We start from the raw sequence: 22,942 nt of genomic DNA on the forward strand, positions 1-22,942 counted from the left end.
TGGCCGCACACCGTGTCGCACGGTGTCGGTGGCCATCGTATCGACCCTGTCGGGCCGGGGTGTCCGCACCCCCGCCGACACGGCCGGTGTTGCGGTGGAAAGGGTCACAGGAGGCTGTCGGGCGCGTTCAGCTCGGCAGGGGCGGGGTCCCTGCGGCCAGGACGGAGAACCAGGGCAGGTTGCGCAGGATCCAGAAGGCGACGATCCCGGCCAGGACGGCGATCATCGCCCAGGTGGGCACGTGGGGTTCGGGGCGCAGGGGTGGCCCGTTCCTGCGCAGGGTCCCGACGAGCCAGCGTGCGTACACCAGCAGCAGGAACGGGAGCACGAGCACGGTGAGGGGGTTCATGCTCGCGGCGGCGACGAGGTCCCCGTGGGTGAGCAGGGCCAGGGCGCGGGTGGTGCCACAGCCGGGGCACTGGAGCCCGGTGAGGAACAGGAACGGGCAGGTGGGGTAAGGGGTGTCGTCCTGCGAGGGGTCGAACAGGTGCAGGACCACGGCGCCGGCCAGCCCCAGGACGCCGAGTCCGACCGGCCAGACCCACGGGGGTACGCGGGAGACGAACCGGTCCAGGCGCCCCGGCGGTCGGGTGGGGGCGGGTCCGGCTGCGTCGGGTGCGTGTCGTGGCTCCACACCCCCAGGGTAGGGCGTGCGGGCGCGGCCGGTCGGGCCGGGTGCGGGAGCGCCGAGGGGTGCGGGACACAGAAGGGCCCCGCTCCCCTGGCGGACAGGGTGCGGGGCCCGGAAGCGCCGGCCGCCGGTGGCCGGAACCGGCCTACTTGGAGGCGGCGAGCTCGCGGGTGGCCTCCCACTCCTCACGGGTGGGCGGCACCGGGCGGTCCTCCTTGCGGCCGAGGCCGGCCTTCTTCATCACACCGGCGATCACGGCGAAGACGACGCTGGCACCCAGGGCGATCGCGGTCCACAGGACCAGTCCGCCGCCCATCATGATGGCCACGGCGGCCACGGTCCAGGCGACGATCCAGGTCACGGTGAGGAACCAGGCCGAGACGGTGTTCCCGTGGTCGTCGTGGTGTTCTTCAGCGGCCATCGGGCCCCTCCTTCGGTTGGGCCGGCCCGGTGGCCGGCTGTGCGGGTGCTGGGTCGCTCCCGGTGTCGGCGGCGCGTCCGGCGTCCTTCGCGGGCACACCGTCGCCATCGGGGGCGTCAAGGGTGGGATCGTCTCCGGCGTCCAGAGATTTCCACAGGTCGGACGGGGTGGTCGCCTGACTCGGACGCGGAACGGCGCCCCGATCGTACCGGTTGCCCATGCCGGGCCAGGCAGGGGCACGGACGGTCGCCACGATCCCGGCCACGGCCAGGAGCGCGGCCCCGGCGGCGGCCAGGAGCGGCCCGGCGGCCTGGGTGTCGGGCTCGCCGACCAGCTGTGCCGTCCCGGCCACGTCGGTGGCGTGGGTGGCGACGGCGTCGGCGAGGGCCTGGGTGCGGGTGCTGGTCCACACCGCGACGAGGGCGAGTACGCCCCCCGCGGCGACGGCGGCGCCGATGACCCGTCGGGACCAGCCGCGTGCGGCGTAGAGTCCGGCGATCGCGGCGAGGCCGGCCCAGGCGATCCCGCTGGGTACGCCGGTCAGGTCGGATCCGGTGGCTTCGACGGGCACCGACTGGACGGGGCCCGGGGCTTCGAGCACGGCGTCGACCCAGACCTGGCCGCCGGAGGCCAGCATCATCGCGGCTGCGGCGGCCATGGCGAGGGCCGTCAGGCCGAACTCGCGGCCCGCGCGTTTGGTCGAGGAGGTCACATCAGCCGCCCGGCGTCGAAGCACGTGTGGTCACCGGTGTGACAGGCCGCCCCGGTCTGGTCGACCCGGACGAGGAGGGTGTCGCCGTCACAGTCCAGTGCAACGGAGACGACCCGCTGGGTGTTCCCCGACGTGGCACCTTTCACCCAGTACTCGCCGCGGCTGCGCGACCAGTAGGTGGCGGCGCCGGTGGTAAGGGTGCGGTGGAGCGCTTCGTCGTCCATCCAGGCGAGCATGAGCACCTCCCCGGAGTCGTGCTGCTGCACGATCGCGGGGAGGAGGCCGTTCGCGTCGCGCTTGAGCCGCGCGGCGATGTCCGGGGAGAGGCTGGTGACGCTCATGTTTCCCAGGTTAGGGGCGCTCCGCAGCGGGCCGTCACCGGGTCGGGGATCTAGGGCCTGCTTGGCGAACACCGGCCCTCACCGTCACCCGCCGCCGCCCTCAAACGACGCCTACGGCGCAGTAGCTGGCCGAAGCGACGGAAGGCGTCCACCAAACAGACCCTGGGGCACGGGAGGACGGGCCGGCGGGGACCCGCTACCGTTGGGCGGTCCGACCACCTGTGCTGTGTCCTGGGAGTGCCGTGTCCGCAGAGTCACTGTCGGCGGAGCTGGCGGGCAAGCCCGCCGCCCTGACCCGTCTGGCCGAGAAGTTCCCGCGCTGGGACCCGTATGCGGCGTTGCCGGCGCTGTTGGAGGACGAGCCGGTGCAGGTGCGCCTGGTGGGCGCGGGTGCGGCCCGGCACGCGTGTGAGGCGGCCGCTGCGCGGTTGCGGCGTGCGGGTATCGGTGCGCACGCGGACTTCTCGTCCTCGGCCGAGCAGCCGCCGGCGGGTGAGGAGACGCTGGTGGTGGGGGTGAGCCTGGGCGGCGGGCAGCGGGAATTGGCGACGGTGCTGGACCGGTACGTGGCGCGTTCCCCGGTGATCGTCCTGGCCCCGGACGCGGACACCCCGGTGGCGCGTTACGCGGACCTGTTGGTGCCGTTGCGGACCGGCGATGCGGCGGTTTCGGGGCTGGGGTGCAGTGCGTACCAGCACGCGCTGGCGCTGCTGTTGCTGTTGGGGCACAGGTTGGGTGCGCCGGTCGGGGGCAGCGGGAACTTCCCGGGGCTGTTGCGGCGTGTGGCCAACGCCACGCAGTCGTTGTTGCGGGGTTCGCGGGAGTGGCTCCCGGAGGCGGCGCGGGTGTTGGACTCCCCCGACGGGCTGAACCTGGTGGCGCCGGCCGAGCGCCTGGCGTCGGCGGGCCAGGGTGTGCGGGTACTGCGCCAGGGTCCGGTGCTGCGGGCGTATGCGGCCGAGACCGGCGAGTGGTCGCACAGCGAGCGGTATCTGGCTGCGGTCACGGACTACCGGGCGGTGCTGTTCGCGGGGTCGGCCTACGACGAGCGTTTCGCGGAGCACCTGTTGCAGTTGCGGGGTGCGTTCGTGGCGGTGGGCCCCACCCCGGGGCGCGAGCGCCTGCCCGGGGCGTCGCTGACGGTGCGGTATCCGGGCGACTCGGACCCGGACGTGAGCCTGCTCACCGAGCCGCTGGTCGCGGAGCTGCTGGCCGCCCACCGGTGGCACCACCGGCCCTGAGGCGAGCCCGGCCTGGGCCCGGGCGCAGCACCGTGCAACCACCGGACCGGCCCGCCCCAGGCGCGGACGTGTGCCGTGCACACGCAGGCATCACCGGTCGCGAGGCACGGCATCGCAGTCCTGTGCGAAACACACACGGCCCGGTTCCCCGGGGCACGCCCAGGGCACGAGCGGATTCCACGAACGTGCGCGGAGCACATGACCTGGCCCGCCCGGGCACCACCCCTCCAGCCCTGGCAGGGGTGTGTGCGAGCATGCGAACCGACCTGCAGCGAGCACGGAGCCACGCACCCCTGGACCACACCGGCAGCCGCACACCCCTGGACGGCATGCGCACACCGCAGTCGTGTGCAGAGCACACGCGGACTGTCCGCCACGGGCACTCAGCGCGCAAAGCCGTAGCAGGCACGCGCTGCGCGCGAGCGGGGTCGGCGGGCGTGCACGGAGCACACCGGCCTCACTCATGGGTGGCGCGCGTCCACGAACCGCTCCACGCCTCACACCCGCTGACAGGCATGTATGGGCACCCGCGACCTCGACCGGGCGCACGGCACCGTGCCGACGCACGAACGTGCGCGGAGCGCACCGAGCAGTCCGCCCGCGGGCGGGCGTGGGCCCGCCCGCGGCGCCGACCGGAATCAGGCGGAGGAGCGTACCCAGGAGGCGTGCAGGTCGGCGTAGACGCCGCGTTCGGCGACGAGCTCGGCGTGCGATCCGCTCTGCACGATCTGTCCGGCGTCGAAGACCAGCACACGGTCGGCGGCCTCGGCGGTGGAGAGCCGGTGTGCGATGGCCACGGACGTGCGCCCGCGGGTGAGCCGGTCCAGGGCGCGCTGGATCCGCATCTCGGTGTGCGGGTCCACGGCCGAGGTCGCCTCGTCCAGCACGAGCAGGTCGGGGTCGGCGATGTAGGCGCGCACGAGCGCGACGAGCTGGCGTTCGCCGGCCGACATGGATTCACCGCGCTGGCCGACGGGTGTGTCGAGGCCGTGGGCGAGGCTGTCCAACCATTCGCGGAGCCCGAGTTCGGTGACGGCCGCCTCGAGTTCGGCGTCGGTGCTCTCGGGGCGCGCGAAGCGGATGTTGTCGCCCAGGGAGCTGTCGAACAGGAACCCTTCCTGCGGGACCATGACGACGCGGCGCCGCAGCGACGAGAACGAGACCTCGCGCAGGTCGGTGCCGTCGAGGCGCACGCTGCCCTCGTCGGGGTCCATGAGGCGGGTCAGGAGCTTGACGAAGGTGGTCTTTCCGGACCCGGTCTCCCCCACGACCGCGATCCGGGTCCCGGGCTCGAGCTGCACGTCGATGTGGTCGAGCACGACCGGGCCCTCGGGGTAGGAGTAGGTGACCCCGTCGAAGTCGACGCGCACGGCCCCGCGCGGCAGGACCTTGCCCGCCTCGCCCGGGTCGGCGATGTCGGGTGCGGTGTCGAGCACGCCGAGCACGCGGCGCCACCCGGCGATGGCGTTCTGGGCCTCGTTGAAGATCTCGGTGGCCATCATCATGGGCTGCACGAACAGCGTCATGAGGAACAGGAACGCGATGAGCTGCCCGGCGGTGATCCCCCCGTCGATACCGATCCACACCCCGACCAGGACGACGGCGGTGTTGCCCAGGGCGGCGACCATCTCCGCGAAGGGTGAGACGGCCATGGAGAGCCGCTGGGCCTTGACCTGCGCGGCGCGGGTGGCGAGCACGCTGTCGTCGATGCGCTGGGCGGTGCGGCGTTCGGTGCCGTGGGCGCGGATGACGGCGGCGCCCATGACGGTCTCGCCGACGGCTCCGAGCATGTCGCCGGTGCGCTCGCGCACCTTGAGGTAGGCCTTGGACAGCAGCTTCTGCAGCCAGCGCACGCCGAACAGCAGCGGCAGGAAGCAGATCCACACCACGATGGTCAGCTGCCAGGAGTAGACCGCCATGAGGGTGGTGGCGATGACGAGCTGGCCGCCGCTGACGATGAGCAGCAGCCCGCCCCACTGCATGAACATCGAGATCTGGTCGACGTCGGCGGTGACGCGCGAGACGAGGGCGCCCTTGCGTTCGCTGTTCTGCGTGAGCACGGACAGGTCGTGCACGTGCCGGAAGGCCTTGCGGCGCAGCGTGGCCAGCCCGGACTCGGTGGCCCGGTACAGGCGCAGGTTCATCAGGTACGAACAGACCATCGTGGCCACGAGCAGGACGGCGCACACGCCGACCATGCGGGTGACGAAGCCCAGGTCGGGCCCTCCGGCCCCGGAGATCCCGTTGTCGATGATCTGTTGCACGGCGATGGGCACGATGACCTTGCCGAGCGTGGCGACGGCGGCGAAGAGCAGCGTGAGCCACAGGCCCTTGGTGAACTCCGGGGAGAGCTTGATGCCGCGTTTGATGGTGCCCAGGGCGCCGTCGCGGCTGCGGGTGAGGCCGACGGAGCGGTCGGTGCCTCCCCCGGGCTGCGGGTCGGCGCCGGTGCCGGTTCCGGTGCGTTCGTCGTCGCGGGACCGGGTGGGTGCGCTCATCGGTCGTCCTCCTCGCGGGCTCGGCCGCCGCGCGGGGCGGGGTTCGGGTTGGGCTCGGCCGGTCCGGGTTCCTCGGGCACGGGCTCGTTCTCGCTCTCGCCGGCGCGTTCGTAGGCGGTGACCAGGCGGGCGTAACCGGGCGAGGTCTGCAGGAGTTCGCTGTGGGTGCCGCGCCCGCGGACCCGGCCGCCCTCCATGTAGACGACCTCGTCGGCGAGCTCGATGGTGGCGCGGCGGTAGGCGACCACGAGGACGGTCGCGGCGTCGTCGCGTTCGCGGAGCCCGGCGAGGATCTGCGCCTCGACCTGCGGGTCCACGGCGGAGGTGGCGTCGTCCATGATGAGCAGGCGCGGGCGGCGCACGACGGCGCGGGCCAGGGCGAGGCGTTGGCGTTGGCCGCCGGAGAGCGTGGTGCCCTTCTCGCCGAGGCGGGCGTCGAGGCCGCCGTCGAGTTCGGCGATGAAGCCGTCGGCGCGGGCCAGGCGCAGGGCTGCCCAGACCTGTTCGTCGTCGATGCCGGCGGCGCCGAGGGTGATGTTGTCGCGGACGGTGTCCTCGAAGACGAAGGTGCCCTGCGGGACGAGCGCGGCGTGGGTGGGGATCTGGTCGCGGGCCAGGTCGCGCACGTCGGTCCCGTCGTAGGAGACGGTTCCGTCGTCGGGGTCGACCAGGCGCATGAGCACGGTGGTCAGGGTGGACTTGCCGGATCCGGTGGGTCCGACGACGGCGACGGTGCGGCCGGGGGCGATGTCGAGGTCGAACCCGTCGAGCACGGTGGTGCGGGCCTCGGGTGTGCCGTCGTCCATGAGGTCGCGGTGGTCGGAGTCGTAGGAGTCGGCGTAGGTGAAGGTCAGGTCGCGCACGCTGAGGGCGATCCCGGCGGGCCCGTCGTCGAGGGTGCGGTCGCCGTACTCCATGGCGCCCTCGGAGCGCAGGACGGACTGCACGCGGTCCCAGCCCACGACGCTGCGGGGAAGGTCGCCCAGGAGCCAGCCGAAGGAGCGGATGGGCAGGGCCAGGAGGGTGAACAGGAACGCGATCTGCACGAGGTCGCCGGGTTCGATGGCGCCGGTGCTCAGGCGCCACATGCCGATGAGCAGGACCGCGAGCACGCCGAGGTTGGGCAGCGCCTCCATGAAGGGGTCGAACATCGCGCGCAGGCGTCCGACGCGGATGAGGGCGTCGCGCAGGCGGTGGGTGGCGTCGGTGAAGCGTTCGGTCTCGGTGTCCTCGCGGCCGAGGGTCTTGACGACGAGGGCGCCGTCGAAGGATTCGTGGGCCACACCGCTGACCTCGGCGCGCAGGGCCTGGGCGTGCGAGGCCAGGGGTGAGACGCGGCGTTGGAAGGCGACGTTGGCGGCGGCCAGGACGGGGAAGACGACGAAGGCGACGAGCGCGAGGACGGGGTCGGTGACGAGCATCGCCACGGCGGAGATGGCGAGCATGAAGATGCTGCCCACGACCATGGGCAGGGGCGCCAGGGGCTGCCAGGTGGCCTCGACGTCGGCGTTGGCGTTGGACAGCAGCTGTCCGGTGGGGTGGCGGTGGTGCCAGGACAGCGGGAGTTCGAGGTACTTGCGTGCGACGGAGCGCCGGTAGCGGGCCTGCATGCGGAACTGCATGAGGCCGGCGAGGAGGCGGCGGATGGCGAGCCCGATGGCCTTTCCGAGGCCGACCGCCATGAGCAGGGCCGCGGCGGCCAGGAGGGCGGCCGCGGTGGTGGACCCCTCGGCGAACGCGGGCAGGATCGTGTGGTCGGTGATGTGGCCGAGCACGGAGGCGGAACCGACGTTGACGGCCGAGTGCAGCATGGCGCCGAAGACGGCGAGCCCGAAGATCCAGGGTTCGGCCCGCACGGCGTGCCCGATGACCCGCATGCCTCTGCTGAAGACGCCCCGGTGGGTGCCGTCGCTGCTCCGGGTGCGGGCGGCGGTGGGGGTGCCGTCCTCCCCGGGTGGTGCGGCCCCTCCCGCGGGTGCGGTGCGGGTCGTGGTCGTGCCCTGGGCCATGCGCCCCCCGTTCTGCGCGCTGTGTGACGGCCCGTTCGGGCCCGAACAGCCGCACTCCGTGCTCTCGCCGGGTGTGGGAGGCACGGAGTGGGCGTGATGCGGTGCCGAGTATGTCCGTCGGCACCGACAAGGTTCCACCGGTTTGTTTCAGCGCCGTGAACGCCGGGCCTATTCCGGTGACCGGGGCGGGTCGGGTGTGAGCCGGGAGGCATGTGTGGCCGGTCGGCACGCCGGGTGACGCCGGGGCTCGGTGCGCTGCCCGCCGGGTCTGCGCGCACGAGAAGGCCCGGACCGCCGGGCGGGCGGGTCCGGGCCGTGGTGGCCACGGTGGGGCGCGGTGCACTGCGCCCCGGTGCGGCAGGGTCAGCGGTCGTAGTCGTCGTAGGTGACCAGTGCCCGCCAGGTGATCGGTCCGACGATGCCGTCGGCGGCGATGTCGAAGTACTCCTGCGCCTCGGTGACGGCACCCGCGGTGAGGTCGGTGTATTCCCCGTCGACCTCGTGGTGGGCGTAGAACTTGGCGTTGAGCAGGAACTGGATCGCCTTGACGGCGTCGCCGCTGCTGCTGCCCACGCCCCACTCACCGAAGACCTCGCCGCTCAGTGCGGCCCAGGTGTCCTGGTCGAGCCTGCCGGTGTCCTCCAGTCCCCGGCTGTTCTGGAAGGCCGAGACCGAGGCCTCCATCTTGCCGTCGAACTCGCTGGGTGCGTCCTCGCTCAGGTGCGGGTCGAACCCGACCTCCTGGAGCAGGTACTTGGCGGCGGCGATGTCGGGGTGCTGGTCCCCGAGCCCGTATTCGGGCCAGTCCTGGGCCTCGATGTCGGCGATCACGTCGTCGGACGTGTTCTCGAGGTCCTCGGCCGAGACGCTGGAGCTCAGTGCCACGGTGGCCATCAGGGCCAGTGCCCCCGTCATCATCAGCGCCATGAGGCGCCCGAGTGCGGTCCTGGCTGTCGCGTGCATGGAGGGTTCTCCTTCCCCCGTCGGTGTCCCTCTTGCACGTGTGTGATGCGGGGGTAGCTTCACCCGTTGACAAATCAGCGCCTAATGCCTCCCAAAGGACATAAGTGCATGTCTGCAGAGGTTTTGTGCGTGTGTTGTGTGAACCGGCAGGGGGTCTCGCGCGTGGTCCCACCTGCACACACGACGGCGCCCGGGCCGCATGTGGTCCGGGCGCCGCGTGTGTGGCGTGACTGCGTCAGGGTTTCGGGTCAGGGACGGTCGTCGCTGCAGTCCAGCTGCGCGGCGGCCGCCCTCGGGTCGGCGACGAAGCCCATCGGCGGCTGGTCCGGAACCTCGGCCGCGGACACGTCGCGCGCGGCGTCCTGGTCCCAGTCCTGGTCGGTGATGAGGGCCCGCCAGGTGATCCGGCCGACGAGGCCGTCCGGGTCCATGCCGTAGGACTCCTGGGCATCGCAGACCGCGTAGAACGTCTCCGGGCCGTACCAGCCGTCGTTGTCGATGTCGGCACCGTGCTTCACCTGGAGGATCTCCTGGATTCCGAGCACGCCCCAGGTGCGGCCGTTGTCGGGGCCGTCGCCGGGCACGTACTCGTTGCCGTAGGTCTGCTCACGCAGCAGGAGCCAGGTCTCGTCGTCGAGGTCCCCGGTCTCCGGCAGGTACTGGGAGTGGTCGGCCTGGTACTCCTCGACCTGCTCCAGGAGCTCGTCCGTGAACTCCGAGGTCTCCACCTCGCTCTTGTACTCGAGCTGGCCGAGCGCGCGGTAGGCGGCGCGGATGTCGATGTGGACGTCGCCGTGTTCGTAGAAGGGCCAGGGCTGCGCCTCGATCTGCGCGATGACCTCGGACGAGGTGCGCTCGAGGTCGTCGGCCCCGGCAGCCGGCGCCGTCGCGACGGAAGCGGTGAAGGCCATGAGGCCGGCCCCGGCGACGGCGATGGTCCTGCCGAGGAGCCCGGTGTGCGTGCGTGCGGACATAACGGGAGATCTCCCAGTCGTTGGGTGAGCAAGACGGTGATCACTCTCACACGAATCACAACTCGATCAACGCAACGCCACGGGAGGCTCACACAAAGTCATCGTCGGGTATCGCCCGGAAGGACCGGAGCCTCAGCTCTTGTCCCCCGGGCGACCGCACGGGCCTCCGTCAGCGCACCGGGTACCCGGCCTCGCGCAGACTGTCCTTGACCTCGCCGATGGTGAACTCGCCGAAGTGGAAGACCGTGGCCGCCAGCAGCGCGTCGGCCCCCGCCTCGACCGCGGGCAGGAAGTGCTCGACCTTGCCGGCCCCGCCGGAGGCGATGATGGGCACCTCGACCTCGGCCCGCACCGCACGGATGAGCTCCAGGTCGAACCCGGCCTTGGTCCCGTCGGCGTCCATGGAGTTGAGCAGGATCTCCCCCGCCCCCAGCCGCGCGGCCTCGGCGCACCATTCCAGGGCGTCGATCCCGGTGCCCTTGCGCCCGCCGTGGGTGGTGACCTCGAACCCGCTCGGGGTGGGGTCACCCCCCTCGGGGACCCGGCGCACGTCGGCCGAGAGCACCAGGACCTGGCGGCCGAAGCGTTCGGCGATCTCCTCGATGAGCTCGGGGCGGGCGATCGCGGCGGTGTTGACGCCCACCTTGTCCGCGCCGGCCCGCAGGAGGCGGTCGACGTCCTCGGGGGTGCGCACGCCCCCGCCCACGGTGAGCGGGATGAAGACCTGGTCGGCGGTGCGCCGCACGACGTCGTAGGTGGTCTCGCGGTCACCGCTGGAGGCGGTCACGTCCAAGAAGGTCAGCTCGTCGGCGCCGCCGCCGTCGTAGGTCCCGGCCAGCTCGACCGGGTCCCCGGCGTCGCGCAGGTTCTCGAAGTTGACGCCCTTGACCACCCGCCCGGCATCCACGTCCAGGCAGGGGATGACACGGATCGCCAGGCTCATCGCTTCACCTCTTCGACCAGGGCCAGCGCGTCCTCCAGGGTGAAGGCGCCCTCGTACAGCGCGGTGCCCATGATGGCGCCCTCGACGCCCTCGGGGACCAGGCCGGCGATGGCGCGCAGGTCCTCCAGGCTGGAGACGCCGCCGCTGGCCACGACGGGCTTGTCGGTGTTCTCGCAGACGGTGCGCAGCAGGTCCAGGTTGGGGCCCTTGAGGGTGCCGTCCTTGTTGACGTCGGTGACCACGTACCGCTGGCAGCCCTGTTCCTCCAGGCGGGCCAGGGTCTCGAAGAGGTCGCCGCCGTCGCGGGTCCACCCGCGCGCGGCCAGGGTGGTGCCGCGCACGTCGAGGCCGATGGCGACCTGGTCACCGTGCTCGGCGATGATCTTGGCGCACCACTCGGGGTGCTCCAGGGCGGCCGTGCCGATGTTGACGCGCTCGCAGCCGGTGGCCAGCGCCGCGGCCAGGGACTCGTCGTCGCGGATCCCGCCGGACATCTCGACCTTGACGTCGAGGCGGCCCACGATGTCGCGGAGCAGGTCGCGGTTGTGGCCGCGGCCGAAGGCGGCGTCCAGGTCGACCAGGTGGATCCACTCGGCGCCGGCCTCCTGCCAGGCGTTCGCGGCGGCGTAGGGGTCGCCGTACTGCCCGCCGGAGCCGGCCTTGCCCTGGACGAGCTGGACGGCCTGGCCGCCGGAGACGTCCACGGCGGGCAGGAGTTCGAGTGCGGGGGCGGTGGTGCCGGACATGGGACCTTCTCGTGGCTCGGTTCGCGGTCGGTTTCGTTCGGGGGCGCCCGGATCAGGGCAGGGACGCCACCCAGTTGGAGAGCAGGCGTGCGCCGGCGTCCCCGGACTTCTCGGGGTGGAACTGCGTGGCGCTGAGCGGGCCGTTCTCGACGGCGGCCACGAAGGGTTCCCCGTGTTCGGACCAGATGACCTTCGGTGCGGGCACCCGCGGGTTGAGCGGCACCATGTCCCAGGTGCGCACCGCGTAGGAGTGCACGAAGTAGAAGCGCTCACCGTCGTCGATGCCGTCGAAGAGGACGCTGTCGGAGGGCGCCTTCACGGTGTTCCAGCCCATGTGCGGCAGGATCGGCGCGTGCAGGCGTTCGACCGTGCCGGGCCACTCGCCGCAGCCCTCCGTGGCACGGTCCTCCTCCAGGGGGTCGGGCTGTTCGACGCCGCGGTCGAAGAGCACCTGCATGCCCACGCAGATACCGAGGACGGGGCGTCCGCCGGCCACGCGGCGGCCGATGATGCGGTCGCCGCCGGCCTCGCGGAGGCTGGCCATGCAGGCGCTGAAGGAGCCGACGCCGGGCACGACCAGGCCGTCGGCCTCGAGCGCCTGCTGGGGGTCGGAGGTGACGGTGACCTCGGCCCCGGTGCGCTCCATGGCCCGCTGGGCCGAGCGCAGGTTCCCGGATCCGTAGTCGAGGACGACCACTCGAGAGGTCATCGGGTTCCTTTCTGGCGGTGGGATCCTGAGGCGGCCGGGGGCGCCCCTGGATCAGAAGTATCCGAGGCGGGCGGCGCCGGCGAGGGCGGCCATGAGCACGCACGCGCCGATCATGGCCGCCAGGACCCGGTTGAACCTCCACGTCGCGTAGGCGCCGCCCGCGAGGAAGCCGGCGAGCACGACGAGGGCGATGCCCCACAGGTCCGTGTCCATCTACAGGACACCCTTCGTGGACGGGACACCGCTGACGCGCGGGTCGTCCTCGGTCGCGGTACGCAGGGCGCGAGCGAGGGCCTTGAACTGGGCCTCCACGATGTGGTGGGCGTTGCGGCCGTAGGGCACGTGGATGTGCAGGGCGACCCGGGCCTGGGCGACGAAGGACTCGAAGATGTGCCGGGTCATGGTGGTGTCGTAGTCGCGGCCGATGACGGGCGCCATGCCCTCGGGCTCGGAGTGCACCAGGTAGGGGCGGCCGGAGACGTCGACGGTGACCTCGGCGAGTGCCTCGTCGAGCGGCACCTTCGCGTCGGCGAAGCGGCGGATGCCGGCGCGGTCGCCGAGGGCCTCGCGGAAGGCGGCTCCCAGGGCCAGGGAGGTGTCCTCCATGGTGTGGTGGGAGTCGATGTGCAGGTCGCCGTCGGTGCGCACGGTGAGGTCGAACAGGCCGTGCTTGGCGAGCTGGTCGAGCATGTGGTCGAAGAACCCGACGCCGGTGGAGACGTCGCTGACGCCGGTGCCGTCGAGGTCCACCTCGACCAGGACCTTCGTTTCCTTGGTGGTGCGTTCCACGCGTCCGGTGCGGCTCATGGTGTTTCCCTCGGTGGTGGTGTGGGGCCGTGCGGTTCAGCGGCGGCCGGTGGCGCGCAGCAGGGCGGCGCGGAAGGCGGCGGTCTCCTGGGCGGTGCCCACGGTCACGCGCAGCCAGCCGTCGGGGCCGGTCTCGCGGATGAGGACCTGCTGTTCGAGGAGGGCCTGCCACACCTGGTGGCGGTCCTCGAAGCGGCCGAACATCACGAAGTTGGCGTCGGAGTCGGCGACGCCGAAGCCCTCCTCGCGCAGCCAGTCGACCAGGGCGTCGCGTTCGGCGCGCAGGTCGGCGACGGCCCCGAGGAGTTCGTCGGCGTGGGCGAGCGCGGTGACGGCGACGGCCTGGGTCACGGCGGACAGGTGGTAGGGCAGGCGGACGAGCTGGAGCGCCTCGACCACGGCGGGGTGGGCGGCCAGGTAACCGACGCGGGCGCCGGCGAGCGCGAAGGCCTTGGACATGGTGCGCGAGACGATCACGCGCGGGTGCTCGTCCAACAGCGTGAGGGCGCTGGGTGTTCCTTCGCGGCGGAACTCGGCGTAGGCCTCGTCGACGACCACGACGCCGGGGGCGGCCTCGGCGATGCGGCGCACGTCGTCCACGTCGAGCGCGGTGCCGGTGGGGTTGTTGGGCGAGGTCAGGAACACGACACTGGGGCGGTGCTCGGCGATCGCCTCCAACGCGGTGTCGACGTCGATGCCGAAGTCGTCGCCGCGCGGGACCGACACCCATTCGGTGTTGGTGCCGCGGGTGATGATCGGGTGCATCGAGTACGAGGGCTCGAAGCCCAGGGCGACGCGCCCGGGCCCGCCGAAGGCCTGCAGGATCTGCTGGAGGATCTCGTTGGAGCCGTTGGCCGCCCACACCTGTTCGGCGGTGATGCCGTGGCCGAGGTAGTCGGCGAGGGCGCTGCGCAGGGCGGTGGCGTCGCGGTCCGGGTAGCGGTTCAGCGACAGGGCCGCCTCGGAGACCGCGTCGGCGAGCGCCTTGGCCAGTTCCGGTGAGGGCGCGTGCGGGTTCTCGTTGGTGTTGAGGACCACGGGCACGTCGAGCTGCGGTGCCCCGTAGGGCGAGCTCCCGCGCAGGTCGTCGCGGAGCGGCAGGTCGTTCAGGGTGAAGCTCACGGGTTCACGCTCATGGGTGTCGTGGACTGCGGGGCGGTCTTGGTGCCGACCCGCGGTGTCCGGTGCGTCCTGGGTCTTACTGGCCGGCGTCCGGGCGGTCGCCGGCGCGTGCGGTGACGGCCTCGCCGTGCGCGGGCAGGTCCTCGGCGTCGGCGAGGGCGACGACATGGTGGGCGACGTCGGCCAGGGCCGAGCGGTCGTAGTCGACGATGTGGACCCCGCGCAGGAAGGTCTGCACGCTCAGGCCGCCGCTGTGGCAGGCGCAGCCGCCGGTGGGCAGCACGTGGTTGGAGCCTGCCGCGTAGTCGCCGAGGGAGACCGGGGAGAAGTCGCCGACGAAGATCGCGCCGGCGTTGCGCACGCGCGCGGCGATCTCGCCCGCGTCGGCGGTCATGATCTCCAGGTGCTCGGCGGCGTAGGCGTCGACCACGCCCAGGCCCTGGTCGATGTCGTCGACCAGGACGATGCCGGACTGGGGGCCGCCGAGGGCCTCGCGGATGCGGTCGCTGTGGCGGGTGGCGGGCACGCGCACGGCGAGGCGTTCCTCGACGCGGTCGGCGAGGTCCGGGTCGTCGGTGACCAGGACGGAGGCGGCGACGACGTCGTGCTCTGCCTGGCTGATGAGGTCGGCGGCGACGTAGTCGGCGTTCGCGGTGGAGTCGGCCAGGATCGCGATCTCGGTGGGGCCGGCCTCGGCGTCGATACCGATGGTGCCCTTGAGGTGGCGCTTGGCGGCGGCGACCCAGATGTTTCCGGGGCCGGTGACCATGTCGGCGCGGGCGCACTCGCCGGCGCCGTGGGCGAACATCGCCACGGCCTGGGCACCGCCGACGGCGTAGACCTCGTCGATGCCGAGCAGGGCGCAGGCGGCGAGGATGGTCGGGTGCGGCAGGCCGCCGAAGTCCTTCTGCGGCGGTGAGGTCACGGCCAGGGAGCGAACCCCGGCCTCCTGGGCGGGCACGACGTTCATGACGACGCTGGAGGGGTAGACGGCGCGGCCGCCGGGGACGTAGAGGCCGACCCGGTCGACGGGGATCCATTTCTCGGTGACCAGTCCGCCGGGCACCACGCGGGTGGTGTGGTCGGCGCGGCGCTGGTCGCGGTGGACCTTGCGGGCGCGGTCGATGGACTCCTCGAGGGCGGCGCGCACGGCCGGGTCGAGCTCGTCCAGGGCCTTGTCGAGGGCGTCCTTGGGCACGCGGATGTCGGTGAGCCGGACGCCGTCGAAGCGTTCGGTGAGTTCGATCAGCGCATCGACCCCGCGATGCTCGACGTCCTCGCAGAGGGGACGTACGCGTTCGACGGCGGCCGCCACGTCGATTTCGGCGCGCGGGAGCGCACGACGGGGGTCGTCCTGGGTACCTCGGAGGTCGATTCGACTGATCACGGGAACCAGTCTAGGCCCCGTATCCCATTCGGGGCGCCGGGGTGTCCGGATGTTGGACACCACACACGCCCCGACCCGCACGGACCAGGCCTGGCAGGGCGGTTCGGAACATAGGGGGAAACATGGCCCGGATAAGCGTCACCTAACTTTGGGACACCTAACCTAAATAAGCTTGTGAAAGGCTTGCCTAACAAATTGACCGACCGTTTTTTGCGTTTTTCAAAATGGCGGGGATGCGTTATGGTCGAGGCATGACTTCGAACAAGCACGGCGATAGCGGCCTTTCCAAGTTCTACCGGCTCCTGGTGGACCAGATCCGGCACGAGTTCACCGCTTCGCACCAGTACGTGGCGGTCGCGGCCTGGTTCGACGACCAGGACCTGCCCCAGCTGGCCAAGTTCTTCTACCAGCAGTCGCTGGAGGAGCGCGACCACGCCATGATGATCGTGCGCTTCCTCCTCGACAAGGAGATCGACTTCACTCTTCCGGGGGTGGACGCGATCGAGACCGATTTCTCCACTCCGCGGGATCTTGCGGCTCTTGCTCTGCGCAACGAGCGCGAGGTCAGCGACCAGTTCCAGCTTCTGGCCAAGGTCGCCCGGGACGAGGAGAACTACACGGGCGAGCAGTTCCTGCAGTGGTTCATCCAGGAGCAGGTCGAGGAGGTCGCGACGATGTCGACGCTCCTCAACGTCATCGACCGCGCCGACGGCAACCTGTTCGACGTGGAGACCTTCGTGGCCCGCGACATGGTCTCCGACGACAACGGCAGCCAGTCCGCGCCGAGCACGGCCGGGCCGGCGACCTCCTGACCGTTCAGGACGGCTTGCCCGGCACACGCCGGGACGGGCGCCCCGCGCATCGACCGCGCGGGGCGCTTTCGTGCGGGTACGGGGAAAACGCCCATGGCGCGTCGGGCACGGGATCACCGTCGGCGGCATACTGGAGGACATGCCCGTGGCACTTCCGCTCTTCCCGCTGAACACCGTGCTGTTCCCCGGTATGTCCCTTCCCCTGCACGTCTTCGAACCCCGATACCGGCGGCTCGTCACCGAGGTGGTCGACCGTGAGAGCGAGGCGGGCGGCGAGTCCGAGCGCGGCCCGCGCCGTTTCGGGGTCGTGTGGATCGAGCTGGGGCACGAGGTCACCGGCGAGTCCGGCCAGGGCGCGGGGGGTGCCGACGCGGGCGCCCCGCGCGAGGACACCTCGACGGCGTTGCCCCGGATCAGCGCGACGGGATGCACGGCGCTGGTGCGGGACCTGCGCACCTACGAGGACGGGCGCTACGACCTGGTGATCGAGGGCGGGGCGCGGTTCACGGTCGACGACGTCGCGCAGGTGGACGCTTCGTCGCCCGAGGAGTACTCCAGCGCCTCGGTGTCGTTGCTGCCCGAGCCGATGGGGCCGGACGCCGAGGAACACGCCGAGCGGGTGCGCGAGCTCTTCGACACCTACGCCCAGCGGCTGGCGGAGATTGGGATGACACCCGACCACACGCGCGAACTGCCCAAGGACCCGATCGCGCTGTCGTACACGGTGGCCTCGACGGTGGTGCTTGACCAGCCGGAGAAGCAGCGGTTGCTGGAGGCCGAGGACGCGGCGACCCGGTTGGCGGTGCTGGCGCGGTTCCTGCGGCGGGAGAACCGGATCGTGGCGGCGCCGACGCTGCACAACCTTCCGGCCGGACCGTTCCTGAGCCACGGTGTCTCCTACAACTGACCAGGGCTTTCCTGCGGCCGAACCGGCCGGAGCGCACGTGTGAGCGGCCGCAATGCCCTACCCTGCTGCCCGGTCCGTACACGCTGCCGGTGACGCGTGCGGGCCGGTCCCCGACGGTCCAGATCAGAACCAGGACAGCACATGAGCGCTCAAGCCACGCCCGCTACCGTGGCGGCCGGACGCACGAAGACGACCTACACCCTGCACCCCTACGAACCCGGACCGATCGAGGGCGGTTCGTACGGCACCGACGCCGCCGATGCGATCGGTGTTCCGAGGGAGCACGTGTTCAAGACCCTGATCGCCGAGGTGGACGGGGTGTTCACGGTCGGTGTGGTGCCGGTCAGCGCCTCTTTGGACCTGAAGGCGCTGGCCGCTGCGGTGGGCGGCAAACGGGCGTCGATGGCCGAGCCGGGCCGGGCGGAGAAGATCACCGGTTACGTGCGGGGCGGCATCAGCCCGTTGGGGCAGCGCAAACGGCTGCGCACGGTGATCGACTCGTCGGTGAACGCTCTGGTGGCGGTCTACGTCTCCGCGGGGCGCCGGGGCCTGCAGATGGAGTTGCGCCCGCGCGACCTGATCCGGTTGACGGAGGCGACGACCGCGCCGATCAGCGGGGCCTGACCGGGCCCGCGCAAGAGGCCTCCGACCTGAGGCGATTGTGGGGAAGATCCGGGTTCGTGCACCTCAGAACCCCGATGTCGTACTTGGTGTCCCCTGTACTCTCTGTTGCCCGACCACTTACTTGAGGGTAGCTTTGTGACATGGGTAACAACTCATCCCCCTACTCCTCCTTGCCCGACATGTTCGTCTCCCGCGTCGCCGCCTCCGGGGGACGGGAGGCCTACCGCTACCCCGTCCCCGACCCCTCGGGCGGCCCGGAGACCTGGCAGAGCCTCACCTGGTCCCAGACGCGCGACAGGGTCCGCGACATCGCCCTGGGCCTGCACTCCCTCGGGGTGACCTCGCAGGCGCGGTGTGCGATCGCGTCCGGCACCCGTATCGAGTGGATCCTGGCCGACCTGGCGATCCTGTGCGCGGGCGGTGCGTCCACGACCATCTACCCGACCTCGACGGCGCCCGACTGCGCCTACATCGTCTCCGACTCCGGGAGCATGGTCGCTTTCGCCGAGGACGACGAGCAGGTCGCCAAGTTGCGCGAGCAGCGGCCGCAGATGCCCGGGCTGTCCAAGGTGGTGGCCTTCGAGGGCGACGCCGGCGGGGACGACGACTGGGTGATGAGCCTGGCCGAACTGGAGAAGGCCGGGTCGCAGCTCGCCCAGGAGCAGCCCGACCTGTTCGACCGGCTGGTCTCCTCGGTGCAGCCCGAACACCTGGCCACCCTCATCTACACGTCGGGGACCACCGGGCGCCCCAAGGGTGTGCGCCTGGACCACGCCAACTGGCTCTACGAGGCCTACGCCCTCAAGGACCTCAACGAGGAACTGCGCGGGCAGGGCTGGGACCTCATCGGCGAGGACGACCTGCAGTACCTGTGGCTGCCGCTGGCGCACGCCTTCGGCAAGGTCATGGAGGTCTCCCAGCTGCACATCGGTTACACCACCGCCGTGGACGGCCGGGTCGACCGGATCGTGGACAACCTCTCGGTCGTGCGCCCCACGTTCATGGCGGCGGCCCCGCGCATCTTCGAGAAGGTCTACAACCGGGTCGTGATGCAGGCCAAGGAGGGAGGTGCCGCCAAGTACCGGATCTTCCGCTGGGCCGCGGGCGTGGCCGACAAGGTCTCCCGCGTCAAGGAGGAGGGGCGCGAACCCGCCGGGATGCTGGCCGCCCAGCACCGGCTCGCGCACAAGCTGGTCTTCGCCAAGCTCCACGACCGGTTCGGTGAGCAGCTGCGCTTCTTCGTCTCCGGCAGCGCTCCCCTGGCCCCCGACATCGGCCGGTTCTTCTACGGCGCCGGGATCACGATCCTGGAGGGGTACGGGCTGACCGAGACCAGCGCGGGTGCGTTCCTGACCCGCCCGGGCGACGTGCGGTTCGGGTACGTGGGACTGCCGCTGCCCGGGACCGAGGTGCGTATCGCCGAGGACGGCGAGGTCATGCTGCGCGGCCCGGGCGTCATGCGCGGTTACCACAACCTCTCCGGCGCGACCGAGGCGGTCCTGACCGAGGAGGGCTGGTTCGCGACCGGCGACATCGGCGAGCTCGAGCACGGGCGCCTGCGCATCACCGACCGCAAGAAGGAGCTCATCAAGACCTCCGGCGGCAAGTACGTGGCGCCCCAGGCCATCGAGAGCCGGTTCAAGGCCCTGTGCCCGTACGTGGCCAACATGATCGTGCACGGTGACAGCCGCCCGTACTGCGTGGCCCTGGTGGCCCTGGACGAGGAGGCGATCACCGCGTGGGCGAAGGAGAACGGTCTCGGCCACCTGGACTACCCGGCCCTGACCAAGGACCCGCGGGTGCGTTCCCTGGTGCAGGAGGCCGTCGACGCGCTCAACCGGGACCTGCCGCGGCACGAGACGGTCAAGAAGTTCGACGTCCTGCCGAGCGAGCTGTCGGTGGAGGAGGGTGAGATCACGCCGAGCCTGAAGATGCGGCGGCGGGCGATCGAGTCCAAGTACCAGCAGATCCTGGACGGCATGTACGGCGACAGCGTGCACCGGCTGTGACCGGCGCGGCGCGGGGCCGGCGTTCAGGGGGCGCGCCCGCCCTCCGGCGGTGCGTCCTCGGGGCCGGACCCGTGCTGTTCGGCGCCCCCGGGCTCGGCGGTGGTTCCGCCCGCGCCGGGGCCCGCGGTGCCGGGCTCGCCGACCGGCAGGGGTTCGAGCTGTTCCAGGGGTGCGGCCTCGGGTGAGCCGGGAAGGTCGCGGCGCACCATGCTGACGGCGTCCAGCAGGGCGTACTGCAGGACGAAGACGAAGGGCCAGGCCACCAGGAACGCGGTCGCGTCCAGCTGCAGGGCCACGGTCACCGACTCCCCCGGCGAGGCCTCGGCGACCCCTTGCTGCAGGGAGCGGTCCAGGCTCGTGCCCACCCAGAGCGTCGACAGGGATCCGGCGGCCGAACCGAGCACGCCGGCCAGGAGCGCGGGCAGGCGCAGGTCCTGCACACGCCGCCGGGCGAGCGGGAACTGGACCATGTAGGCCGCGTAGCCGGTGACGAGCCCGGCGATCGCGGTCATGAGGAGGAAGTAGCCCTCACCGGCGAAGACGTCCTCGGTGGTTCCGGTGAAGACCTCGCCGTCACCCAGCGAGGTGCCCTCGGGGCGCGGTGCCAGGCCCCACCACAACAGTCCGAGCAGGGCCCCTGCCACGGCGATCGCGGCGAAGATCACGAGGGCGACCACCAGCGCACGCGCCGGCGCCCCTCTGCCCTCCAGGCTCTGGTCCGTCATCTGCGCAGGTGCTCCTCACCCCGTCGTCGCCCCGAAAACCGGTGGATACCCGGCACGGCCGGTAGGAGAATACCGGCATGGACGACCACCACACGCCCTTGACGGTGCCCCCGACCCCGCGTGCTGATCCTCCCACGGCCGCGGACGAGCGCACGATGCTGACCTCGTGGTTGGACCGGCACCGTGCCACTGTACGCACCAAGTGTGCGGGGCTGGATCCACGGCTGGCCCCGGTGGCACCGCTGGCGACCTCGCCGCTGATGTCGGTGGCCGGGGTGGTCGCCCACCTGCGTCGGGTGGAGCACTTCTGGTTCGAGGCCGTGATGCTGGGCGTGCCGGACCGGGGCCCGTCCACGCCCGAGGACCCGGACGCCGACTGGCGCAGCGGGGCGGGTGTGGCCCTGGCCGACCTGTTGGAGGCCTACGAACGCCAGTGCCTGCGTTCGCGGGAGATCACCGCGCGGCTGGAGCTGGGCAGTTCTTCGCGGACGGAGGACCCGCACGGGCGCCGCACGACCCTGCGCTGGGTGCTGGTGCACATGCTCGAGGAGACGGCCCGGCACAACGGCCACCTGGACCTGCTGCGGGAGAGCGCCGACGGAACCACCGGCACCTGAGCCTTCGCCGGAACGCAACGAAGGGCGTCGTACGTCCCACCACCGCGGCCGACCCGGCGCGGCACAGGCGCGGGCGCGTGAGCGCAAACACCGCCGAGCGATGTCGCCCCGGCGCCGCGACCGCCTCCTCGACTCCGCCCCCGCCGAAGTCCCCTCCGAGCAGCGGGAACCACGCTGGGCGGCGCCCGGCGTGCCCCGGCCACGCCCGCGCCACGCGTGACCAGGACGCACCGAAGGACCCCGCCCATGTCCTCGGAAGCCTGAGTGGCCGAACGCCCCGGAGCTTGTGCATTGCTGGCCCGGAGCACGGTCGGCGCGTGCTCGGCGTTCGGATGACCAGGTCTCACCCAAGGACGCCGCACGCCCGCCGGCACGCTCTGGCCGGAGCCCATACGCGTGCGCGCGTATGGGCACGAACACCGTCGAGCGACCGGCGGCCGCCCCCGGTCTCGCCGAAAGCACTGCCGCATGCCGGCGCCCCGGCCACGCCCGAGCCGCGCGTGACCAGGTCCGAAGGCCGAACACGCGTGCGCGCATGAGCGACCGTCGAGCGATGTCGCGTCGCTCCCCGCCGGGCGGCACCCCGGCCTCAACCGTCACCGCCGCCCTCGATGGTCGCCTGACGGCGCAAGTTCCGCCCGAGCGACGGAAGCGTCCTCCCGACAGACCCGCGGCCAAGCGCGACCGCGAGGGACACGTGACCTGGACGCGCCTGAGGAAGTCGTGGGCGGACGCTGCCCGGTGGCAGCACGAGGGCCCGGGACGGTGGTGTCTCCGTCCCGGGCCCCCTGTACGGACCGGTCAGCCTCGCGGCTGTTCGCCGTCGTCACCGTCGCCGGTGCCGGCATCCGCGTCGGCGTCGCCGTCCGGGCCCTGGGCGCTCTCCGAGGCCGGGACGTCCTCCTCGGCCAGGATCAGGTAGAGCTTGCGCCGGGTCTCCGACAGCAGACGCTTGGCGCGTTCCACCTGTTCGGCGCTGCCGGCCTGGGCGACCTGCGCGGCAGCCGCGGCCAGCTGGAACGCCAGCGCGCCGACCTCCTCGTGCTGCGAACGCACGTCGGCGTAGGCGTCGGCCCCGGCCTCCCACGGCGGGGTGAGGTCGGATCCGCGTTCCTCCAGGTAGGCCACGCCTTCGTCCGTGAGCTGGAAGGGACGTCGGCGCCCCTCCCCCGCGGTCTGTTCGATCAGACCCTCGTCCTCCAGCTGCTGCAGCATCGGATAAACCGACCCCGAGCTGGGCCTCCAGGCGCCGCCGCTGCGTTCGCGGCCCTCGCGGATGATCTCGTAACCGCTGCGCGGTTCCTCCGCCAGGAGCAGGAGGATGCCGGTGCGCACGTCACCGCGCTTGGCGCGGGACCCGCCACGCCGACGGCCGTGCCGTCCGCCGCCCGGACCGCCTTCGTGGCCGAAGAAGCCCCCGAACGGGCCGCCGGGGCCGAAGGGCCCGCCGGGCCCCATCGGGCCCCCCGGACCGAACGGTCCACCGGGACCCCCGCCCCACGGCCCGTGCGGGGGCGGCGGCCCGGGTGGCGTCTGCCGCCCGGGCGGTTCCGCCCCTTGGGCCGGGTGGGTGTGCTGTTCCCACGGCCCGCGCTGACCTCGGAACTCTCCACGCGGGTCGGGGCCCGCCCCGAAACCTGCGCTCCATCGGTCCCATCGTGTTTCTCGTGCGGCCCGACGGCGGTCGGACCGGTCGCCCCAGGACCAGGGGCCGGGAAGTGCCATGGCGCTCATGGTGTTCTCC

23 protein-coding genes are annotated in these 22,942 nt (G+C 71.9%); 6 read left to right on the top strand and 17 right to left on the bottom strand.

Annotated features, from left to right (window positions below; genetic code table 11):
* Nucleotides 1-127: 127 nt before the first annotated feature.
* From IDM40_RS01115 to hisI, 4 genes are all read right to left on the bottom strand, one after another.
* Nucleotides 128-634, bottom strand: a complete 507-nt coding sequence (locus IDM40_RS01115; protein ID WP_193119959.1) for a DUF2752 domain-containing protein — start codon at nt 632-634, stop codon at nt 128-130.
* Between the two features lie 142 nt (nt 635-776).
* Nucleotides 777-1,052 carry an HGxxPAAW family protein gene (locus tag IDM40_RS01120; protein ID WP_193119960.1) on the bottom strand — a complete coding sequence of 92 codons (276 nt, stop codon included), beginning with the start codon at nt 1,050-1,052 and terminating at the stop codon, nt 777-779.
* Nucleotides 1,042-1,710 carry a Trp biosynthesis-associated membrane protein gene (locus tag IDM40_RS01125; RefSeq protein ID WP_216630198.1) on the bottom strand — a complete coding sequence of 223 codons (669 nt, stop codon included), beginning with the start codon at nt 1,708-1,710 and terminating at the stop codon, nt 1,042-1,044. Before IDM40_RS01125 ends, IDM40_RS01120 begins: the two co-directional genes overlap by 11 nt.
* A gap of 50 nt (nt 1,711-1,760) precedes the next feature.
* Nucleotides 1,761-2,105, bottom strand: coding sequence for a phosphoribosyl-AMP cyclohydrolase (gene hisI, locus IDM40_RS01130; RefSeq protein WP_193119962.1), 345 nt, complete (start codon nt 2,103-2,105; stop codon nt 1,761-1,763).
* A 242-nt stretch (nt 2,106-2,347) separates the two neighbouring features.
* On the opposite strand from hisI, the gene IDM40_RS01135 reads away from it, so the two are divergent.
* Nucleotides 2,348-3,346 carry an SIS domain-containing protein gene (locus IDM40_RS01135; RefSeq protein ID WP_193119963.1) on the top strand — a complete coding sequence of 333 codons (999 nt, stop codon included), beginning with the start codon at nt 2,348-2,350 and terminating at the stop codon, nt 3,344-3,346.
* A 638-nt stretch (nt 3,347-3,984) separates the two neighbouring features.
* Here IDM40_RS01135 and IDM40_RS01140 read toward each other — a convergent pair.
* From IDM40_RS01140 to hisD, 11 genes are all read right to left on the bottom strand, one after another.
* Nucleotides 3,985-5,844, bottom strand: coding sequence for an ABC transporter ATP-binding protein (locus IDM40_RS01140; protein ID WP_193119964.1), 1,860 nt, complete (start codon nt 5,842-5,844; stop codon nt 3,985-3,987).
* The gene (locus IDM40_RS01145; RefSeq protein ID WP_193119965.1) at nt 5,841-7,853 is read right to left on the bottom strand and encodes an ABC transporter ATP-binding protein; all 2,013 of its coding nucleotides are present in this window, start codon (nt 7,851-7,853) and stop codon (nt 5,841-5,843) included. The genes IDM40_RS01140 and IDM40_RS01145 overlap by 4 nt, the downstream gene beginning before the upstream one ends.
* Before the next feature lie 363 nt (nt 7,854-8,216).
* Nucleotides 8,217-8,816, bottom strand: a complete 600-nt coding sequence (locus IDM40_RS01150) for a peptidoglycan-binding domain-containing protein (RefSeq protein ID WP_193119966.1) — start codon at nt 8,814-8,816, stop codon at nt 8,217-8,219.
* Between the two features lie 248 nt (nt 8,817-9,064).
* Entirely contained in the window at nt 9,065-9,790 is a 726-nt protein-coding gene (locus IDM40_RS01155) for a peptidoglycan-binding domain-containing protein (protein ID WP_193119967.1), read from the bottom strand.
* Nucleotides 9,791-9,959: 169 nt separating this feature from the next.
* A complete protein-coding gene (hisF, locus tag IDM40_RS01160) occupies nt 9,960-10,733 on the bottom strand; it encodes an imidazole glycerol phosphate synthase subunit HisF (RefSeq protein ID WP_193119968.1) in 774 nt (257 codons plus the stop codon).
* Nucleotides 10,730-11,479, bottom strand: a complete 750-nt coding sequence (gene priA / locus IDM40_RS01165) for a bifunctional 1-(5-phosphoribosyl)-5-((5-phosphoribosylamino)methylideneamino)imidazole-4-carboxamide isomerase/phosphoribosylanthranilate isomerase PriA (RefSeq protein WP_193119969.1) — start codon at nt 11,477-11,479, stop codon at nt 10,730-10,732. Before priA ends, hisF begins: the two co-directional genes overlap by 4 nt.
* Before the next feature lie 52 nt (nt 11,480-11,531).
* On the bottom strand, nt 11,532-12,188 hold the full coding sequence (gene hisH, locus IDM40_RS01170; RefSeq protein WP_193119970.1) for an imidazole glycerol phosphate synthase subunit HisH: 657 nt from the start codon (nt 12,186-12,188) through the stop codon (nt 11,532-11,534).
* 51 nt (nt 12,189-12,239) lie between these two features.
* On the bottom strand, nt 12,240-12,401 hold the full coding sequence (locus IDM40_RS01175; protein WP_193119971.1) for a hypothetical protein: 162 nt from the start codon (nt 12,399-12,401) through the stop codon (nt 12,240-12,242).
* A complete protein-coding gene (gene hisB, locus IDM40_RS01180) occupies nt 12,402-12,995 on the bottom strand; it encodes an imidazoleglycerol-phosphate dehydratase HisB (RefSeq protein WP_017615859.1) in 594 nt (197 codons plus the stop codon).
* A 36-nt stretch (nt 12,996-13,031) separates the two neighbouring features.
* Entirely contained in the window at nt 13,032-14,117 is a 1,086-nt protein-coding gene (locus tag IDM40_RS01185; protein ID WP_193119972.1) for a histidinol-phosphate transaminase, read from the bottom strand.
* A 76-nt stretch (nt 14,118-14,193) separates the two neighbouring features.
* The gene (gene hisD / locus IDM40_RS01190; RefSeq protein ID WP_193119973.1) at nt 14,194-15,504 is read right to left on the bottom strand and encodes a histidinol dehydrogenase; all 1,311 of its coding nucleotides are present in this window, start codon (nt 15,502-15,504) and stop codon (nt 14,194-14,196) included.
* Nucleotides 15,505-15,755: 251 nt separating this feature from the next.
* Between hisD and IDM40_RS01195 the strand changes: the two genes are divergently transcribed.
* The 4 genes from IDM40_RS01195 to IDM40_RS01210 all read left to right on the top strand — a co-directional run bounded on the left by IDM40_RS01195 (nt 15,756) and on the right by IDM40_RS01210 (nt 19,856).
* Nucleotides 15,756-16,316 (top strand): ferritin, encoded by a 561-nt coding sequence (locus tag IDM40_RS01195; protein ID WP_193119974.1) that lies wholly within the window; start codon nt 15,756-15,758, stop codon nt 16,314-16,316.
* Between the two features lie 139 nt (nt 16,317-16,455).
* Complete coding sequence (locus IDM40_RS01200; RefSeq protein WP_193119975.1) at nt 16,456-17,223, top strand: LON peptidase substrate-binding domain-containing protein; 768 nt, start codon at nt 16,456-16,458, stop codon at nt 17,221-17,223.
* Nucleotides 17,224-17,364: 141 nt separating this feature from the next.
* Nucleotides 17,365-17,847 (top strand): Cys-tRNA(Pro) deacylase, encoded by a 483-nt coding sequence (gene ybaK, locus IDM40_RS01205; protein ID WP_216630165.1) that lies wholly within the window; start codon nt 17,365-17,367, stop codon nt 17,845-17,847.
* Between the two features lie 140 nt (nt 17,848-17,987).
* Nucleotides 17,988-19,856, top strand: coding sequence for an AMP-dependent synthetase/ligase (locus IDM40_RS01210; RefSeq protein WP_193119976.1), 1,869 nt, complete (start codon nt 17,988-17,990; stop codon nt 19,854-19,856).
* A 23-nt stretch (nt 19,857-19,879) separates the two neighbouring features.
* Here IDM40_RS01210 and IDM40_RS01215 read toward each other — a convergent pair whose 3' ends face one another.
* Nucleotides 19,880-20,581 (bottom strand): hypothetical protein, encoded by a 702-nt coding sequence (locus IDM40_RS01215; RefSeq protein ID WP_193119977.1) that lies wholly within the window; start codon nt 20,579-20,581, stop codon nt 19,880-19,882.
* Between the two features lie 77 nt (nt 20,582-20,658).
* Here IDM40_RS01215 and IDM40_RS01220 point away from each other — a divergent pair, with 77 nt between their 5' ends.
* Nucleotides 20,659-21,198: a DinB family protein gene (locus tag IDM40_RS01220; RefSeq protein ID WP_193119978.1), complete on the top strand. Its 540-nt coding sequence runs from the start codon at nt 20,659-20,661 to the stop codon at nt 21,196-21,198.
* Nucleotides 21,199-21,999: 801 nt separating this feature from the next.
* Here the strand turns inward: IDM40_RS01220 and IDM40_RS01225 are convergent.
* Nucleotides 22,000-22,932 carry a PadR family transcriptional regulator gene (locus tag IDM40_RS01225; RefSeq protein WP_193119979.1) on the bottom strand — a complete coding sequence of 311 codons (933 nt, stop codon included), beginning with the start codon at nt 22,930-22,932 and terminating at the stop codon, nt 22,000-22,002.
* Nucleotides 22,933-22,942: the final 10 nt, after the last annotated feature.

Origin of the sequence: Nocardiopsis coralli (assembly GCF_014892575.1) — a bacterium.
Classification (GTDB): Bacteria; Actinomycetota; Actinomycetes; order Streptosporangiales; family Streptosporangiaceae; genus Nocardiopsis; species Nocardiopsis coralli.

Coding starts and splice junctions, on each gene's coding strand:
- priA (WP_193119969.1), bottom strand. CDS start 11,479: ATGTCCGGCACCACCGCCCCCGCACTCGAACTCCTGCCCGCCGTGGAC.
- hisF (WP_193119968.1), bottom strand. CDS start 10,733: ATGAGCCTGGCGATCCGTGTCATCCCCTGCCTGGACGTGGATGCCGGG.
- IDM40_RS01195 (WP_193119974.1), top strand. CDS start 15,756: ATGACTTCGAACAAGCACGGCGATAGCGGCCTTTCCAAGTTCTACCGG.
- ybaK (WP_216630165.1), top strand. CDS start 17,365: ATGAGCGCTCAAGCCACGCCCGCTACCGTGGCGGCCGGACGCACGAAG.
- IDM40_RS01120 (WP_193119960.1), bottom strand. CDS start 1,052: ATGGCCGCTGAAGAACACCACGACGACCACGGGAACACCGTCTCGGCC.
- hisI (WP_193119962.1), bottom strand. CDS start 2,105: ATGAGCGTCACCAGCCTCTCCCCGGACATCGCCGCGCGGCTCAAGCGC.
- IDM40_RS01155 (WP_193119967.1), bottom strand. CDS start 9,790: ATGTCCGCACGCACGCACACCGGGCTCCTCGGCAGGACCATCGCCGTC.
- IDM40_RS01215 (WP_193119977.1), bottom strand. CDS start 20,581: ATGACGGACCAGAGCCTGGAGGGCAGAGGGGCGCCGGCGCGTGCGCTG.
- IDM40_RS01200 (WP_193119975.1), top strand. CDS start 16,456: ATGCCCGTGGCACTTCCGCTCTTCCCGCTGAACACCGTGCTGTTCCCC.
- IDM40_RS01125 (WP_216630198.1), bottom strand. CDS start 1,710: ATGGCCGCCGCAGCCGCGATGATGCTGGCCTCCGGCGGCCAGGTCTGG.
- IDM40_RS01175 (WP_193119971.1), bottom strand. CDS start 12,401: ATGGACACGGACCTGTGGGGCATCGCCCTCGTCGTGCTCGCCGGCTTC.
- IDM40_RS01150 (WP_193119966.1), bottom strand. CDS start 8,816: ATGCACGCGACAGCCAGGACCGCACTCGGGCGCCTCATGGCGCTGATG.
- IDM40_RS01225 (WP_193119979.1), bottom strand. CDS start 22,932: ATGAGCGCCATGGCACTTCCCGGCCCCTGGTCCTGGGGCGACCGGTCC.
- IDM40_RS01220 (WP_193119978.1), top strand. CDS start 20,659: ATGGACGACCACCACACGCCCTTGACGGTGCCCCCGACCCCGCGTGCT.
- IDM40_RS01145 (WP_193119965.1), bottom strand. CDS start 7,853: ATGGCCCAGGGCACGACCACGACCCGCACCGCACCCGCGGGAGGGGCC.
- hisB (WP_017615859.1), bottom strand. CDS start 12,995: ATGAGCCGCACCGGACGCGTGGAACGCACCACCAAGGAAACGAAGGTC.
- IDM40_RS01210 (WP_193119976.1), top strand. CDS start 17,988: ATGGGTAACAACTCATCCCCCTACTCCTCCTTGCCCGACATGTTCGTC.
- hisH (WP_193119970.1), bottom strand. CDS start 12,188: ATGACCTCTCGAGTGGTCGTCCTCGACTACGGATCCGGGAACCTGCGC.
- IDM40_RS01140 (WP_193119964.1), bottom strand. CDS start 5,844: ATGAGCGCACCCACCCGGTCCCGCGACGACGAACGCACCGGAACCGGC.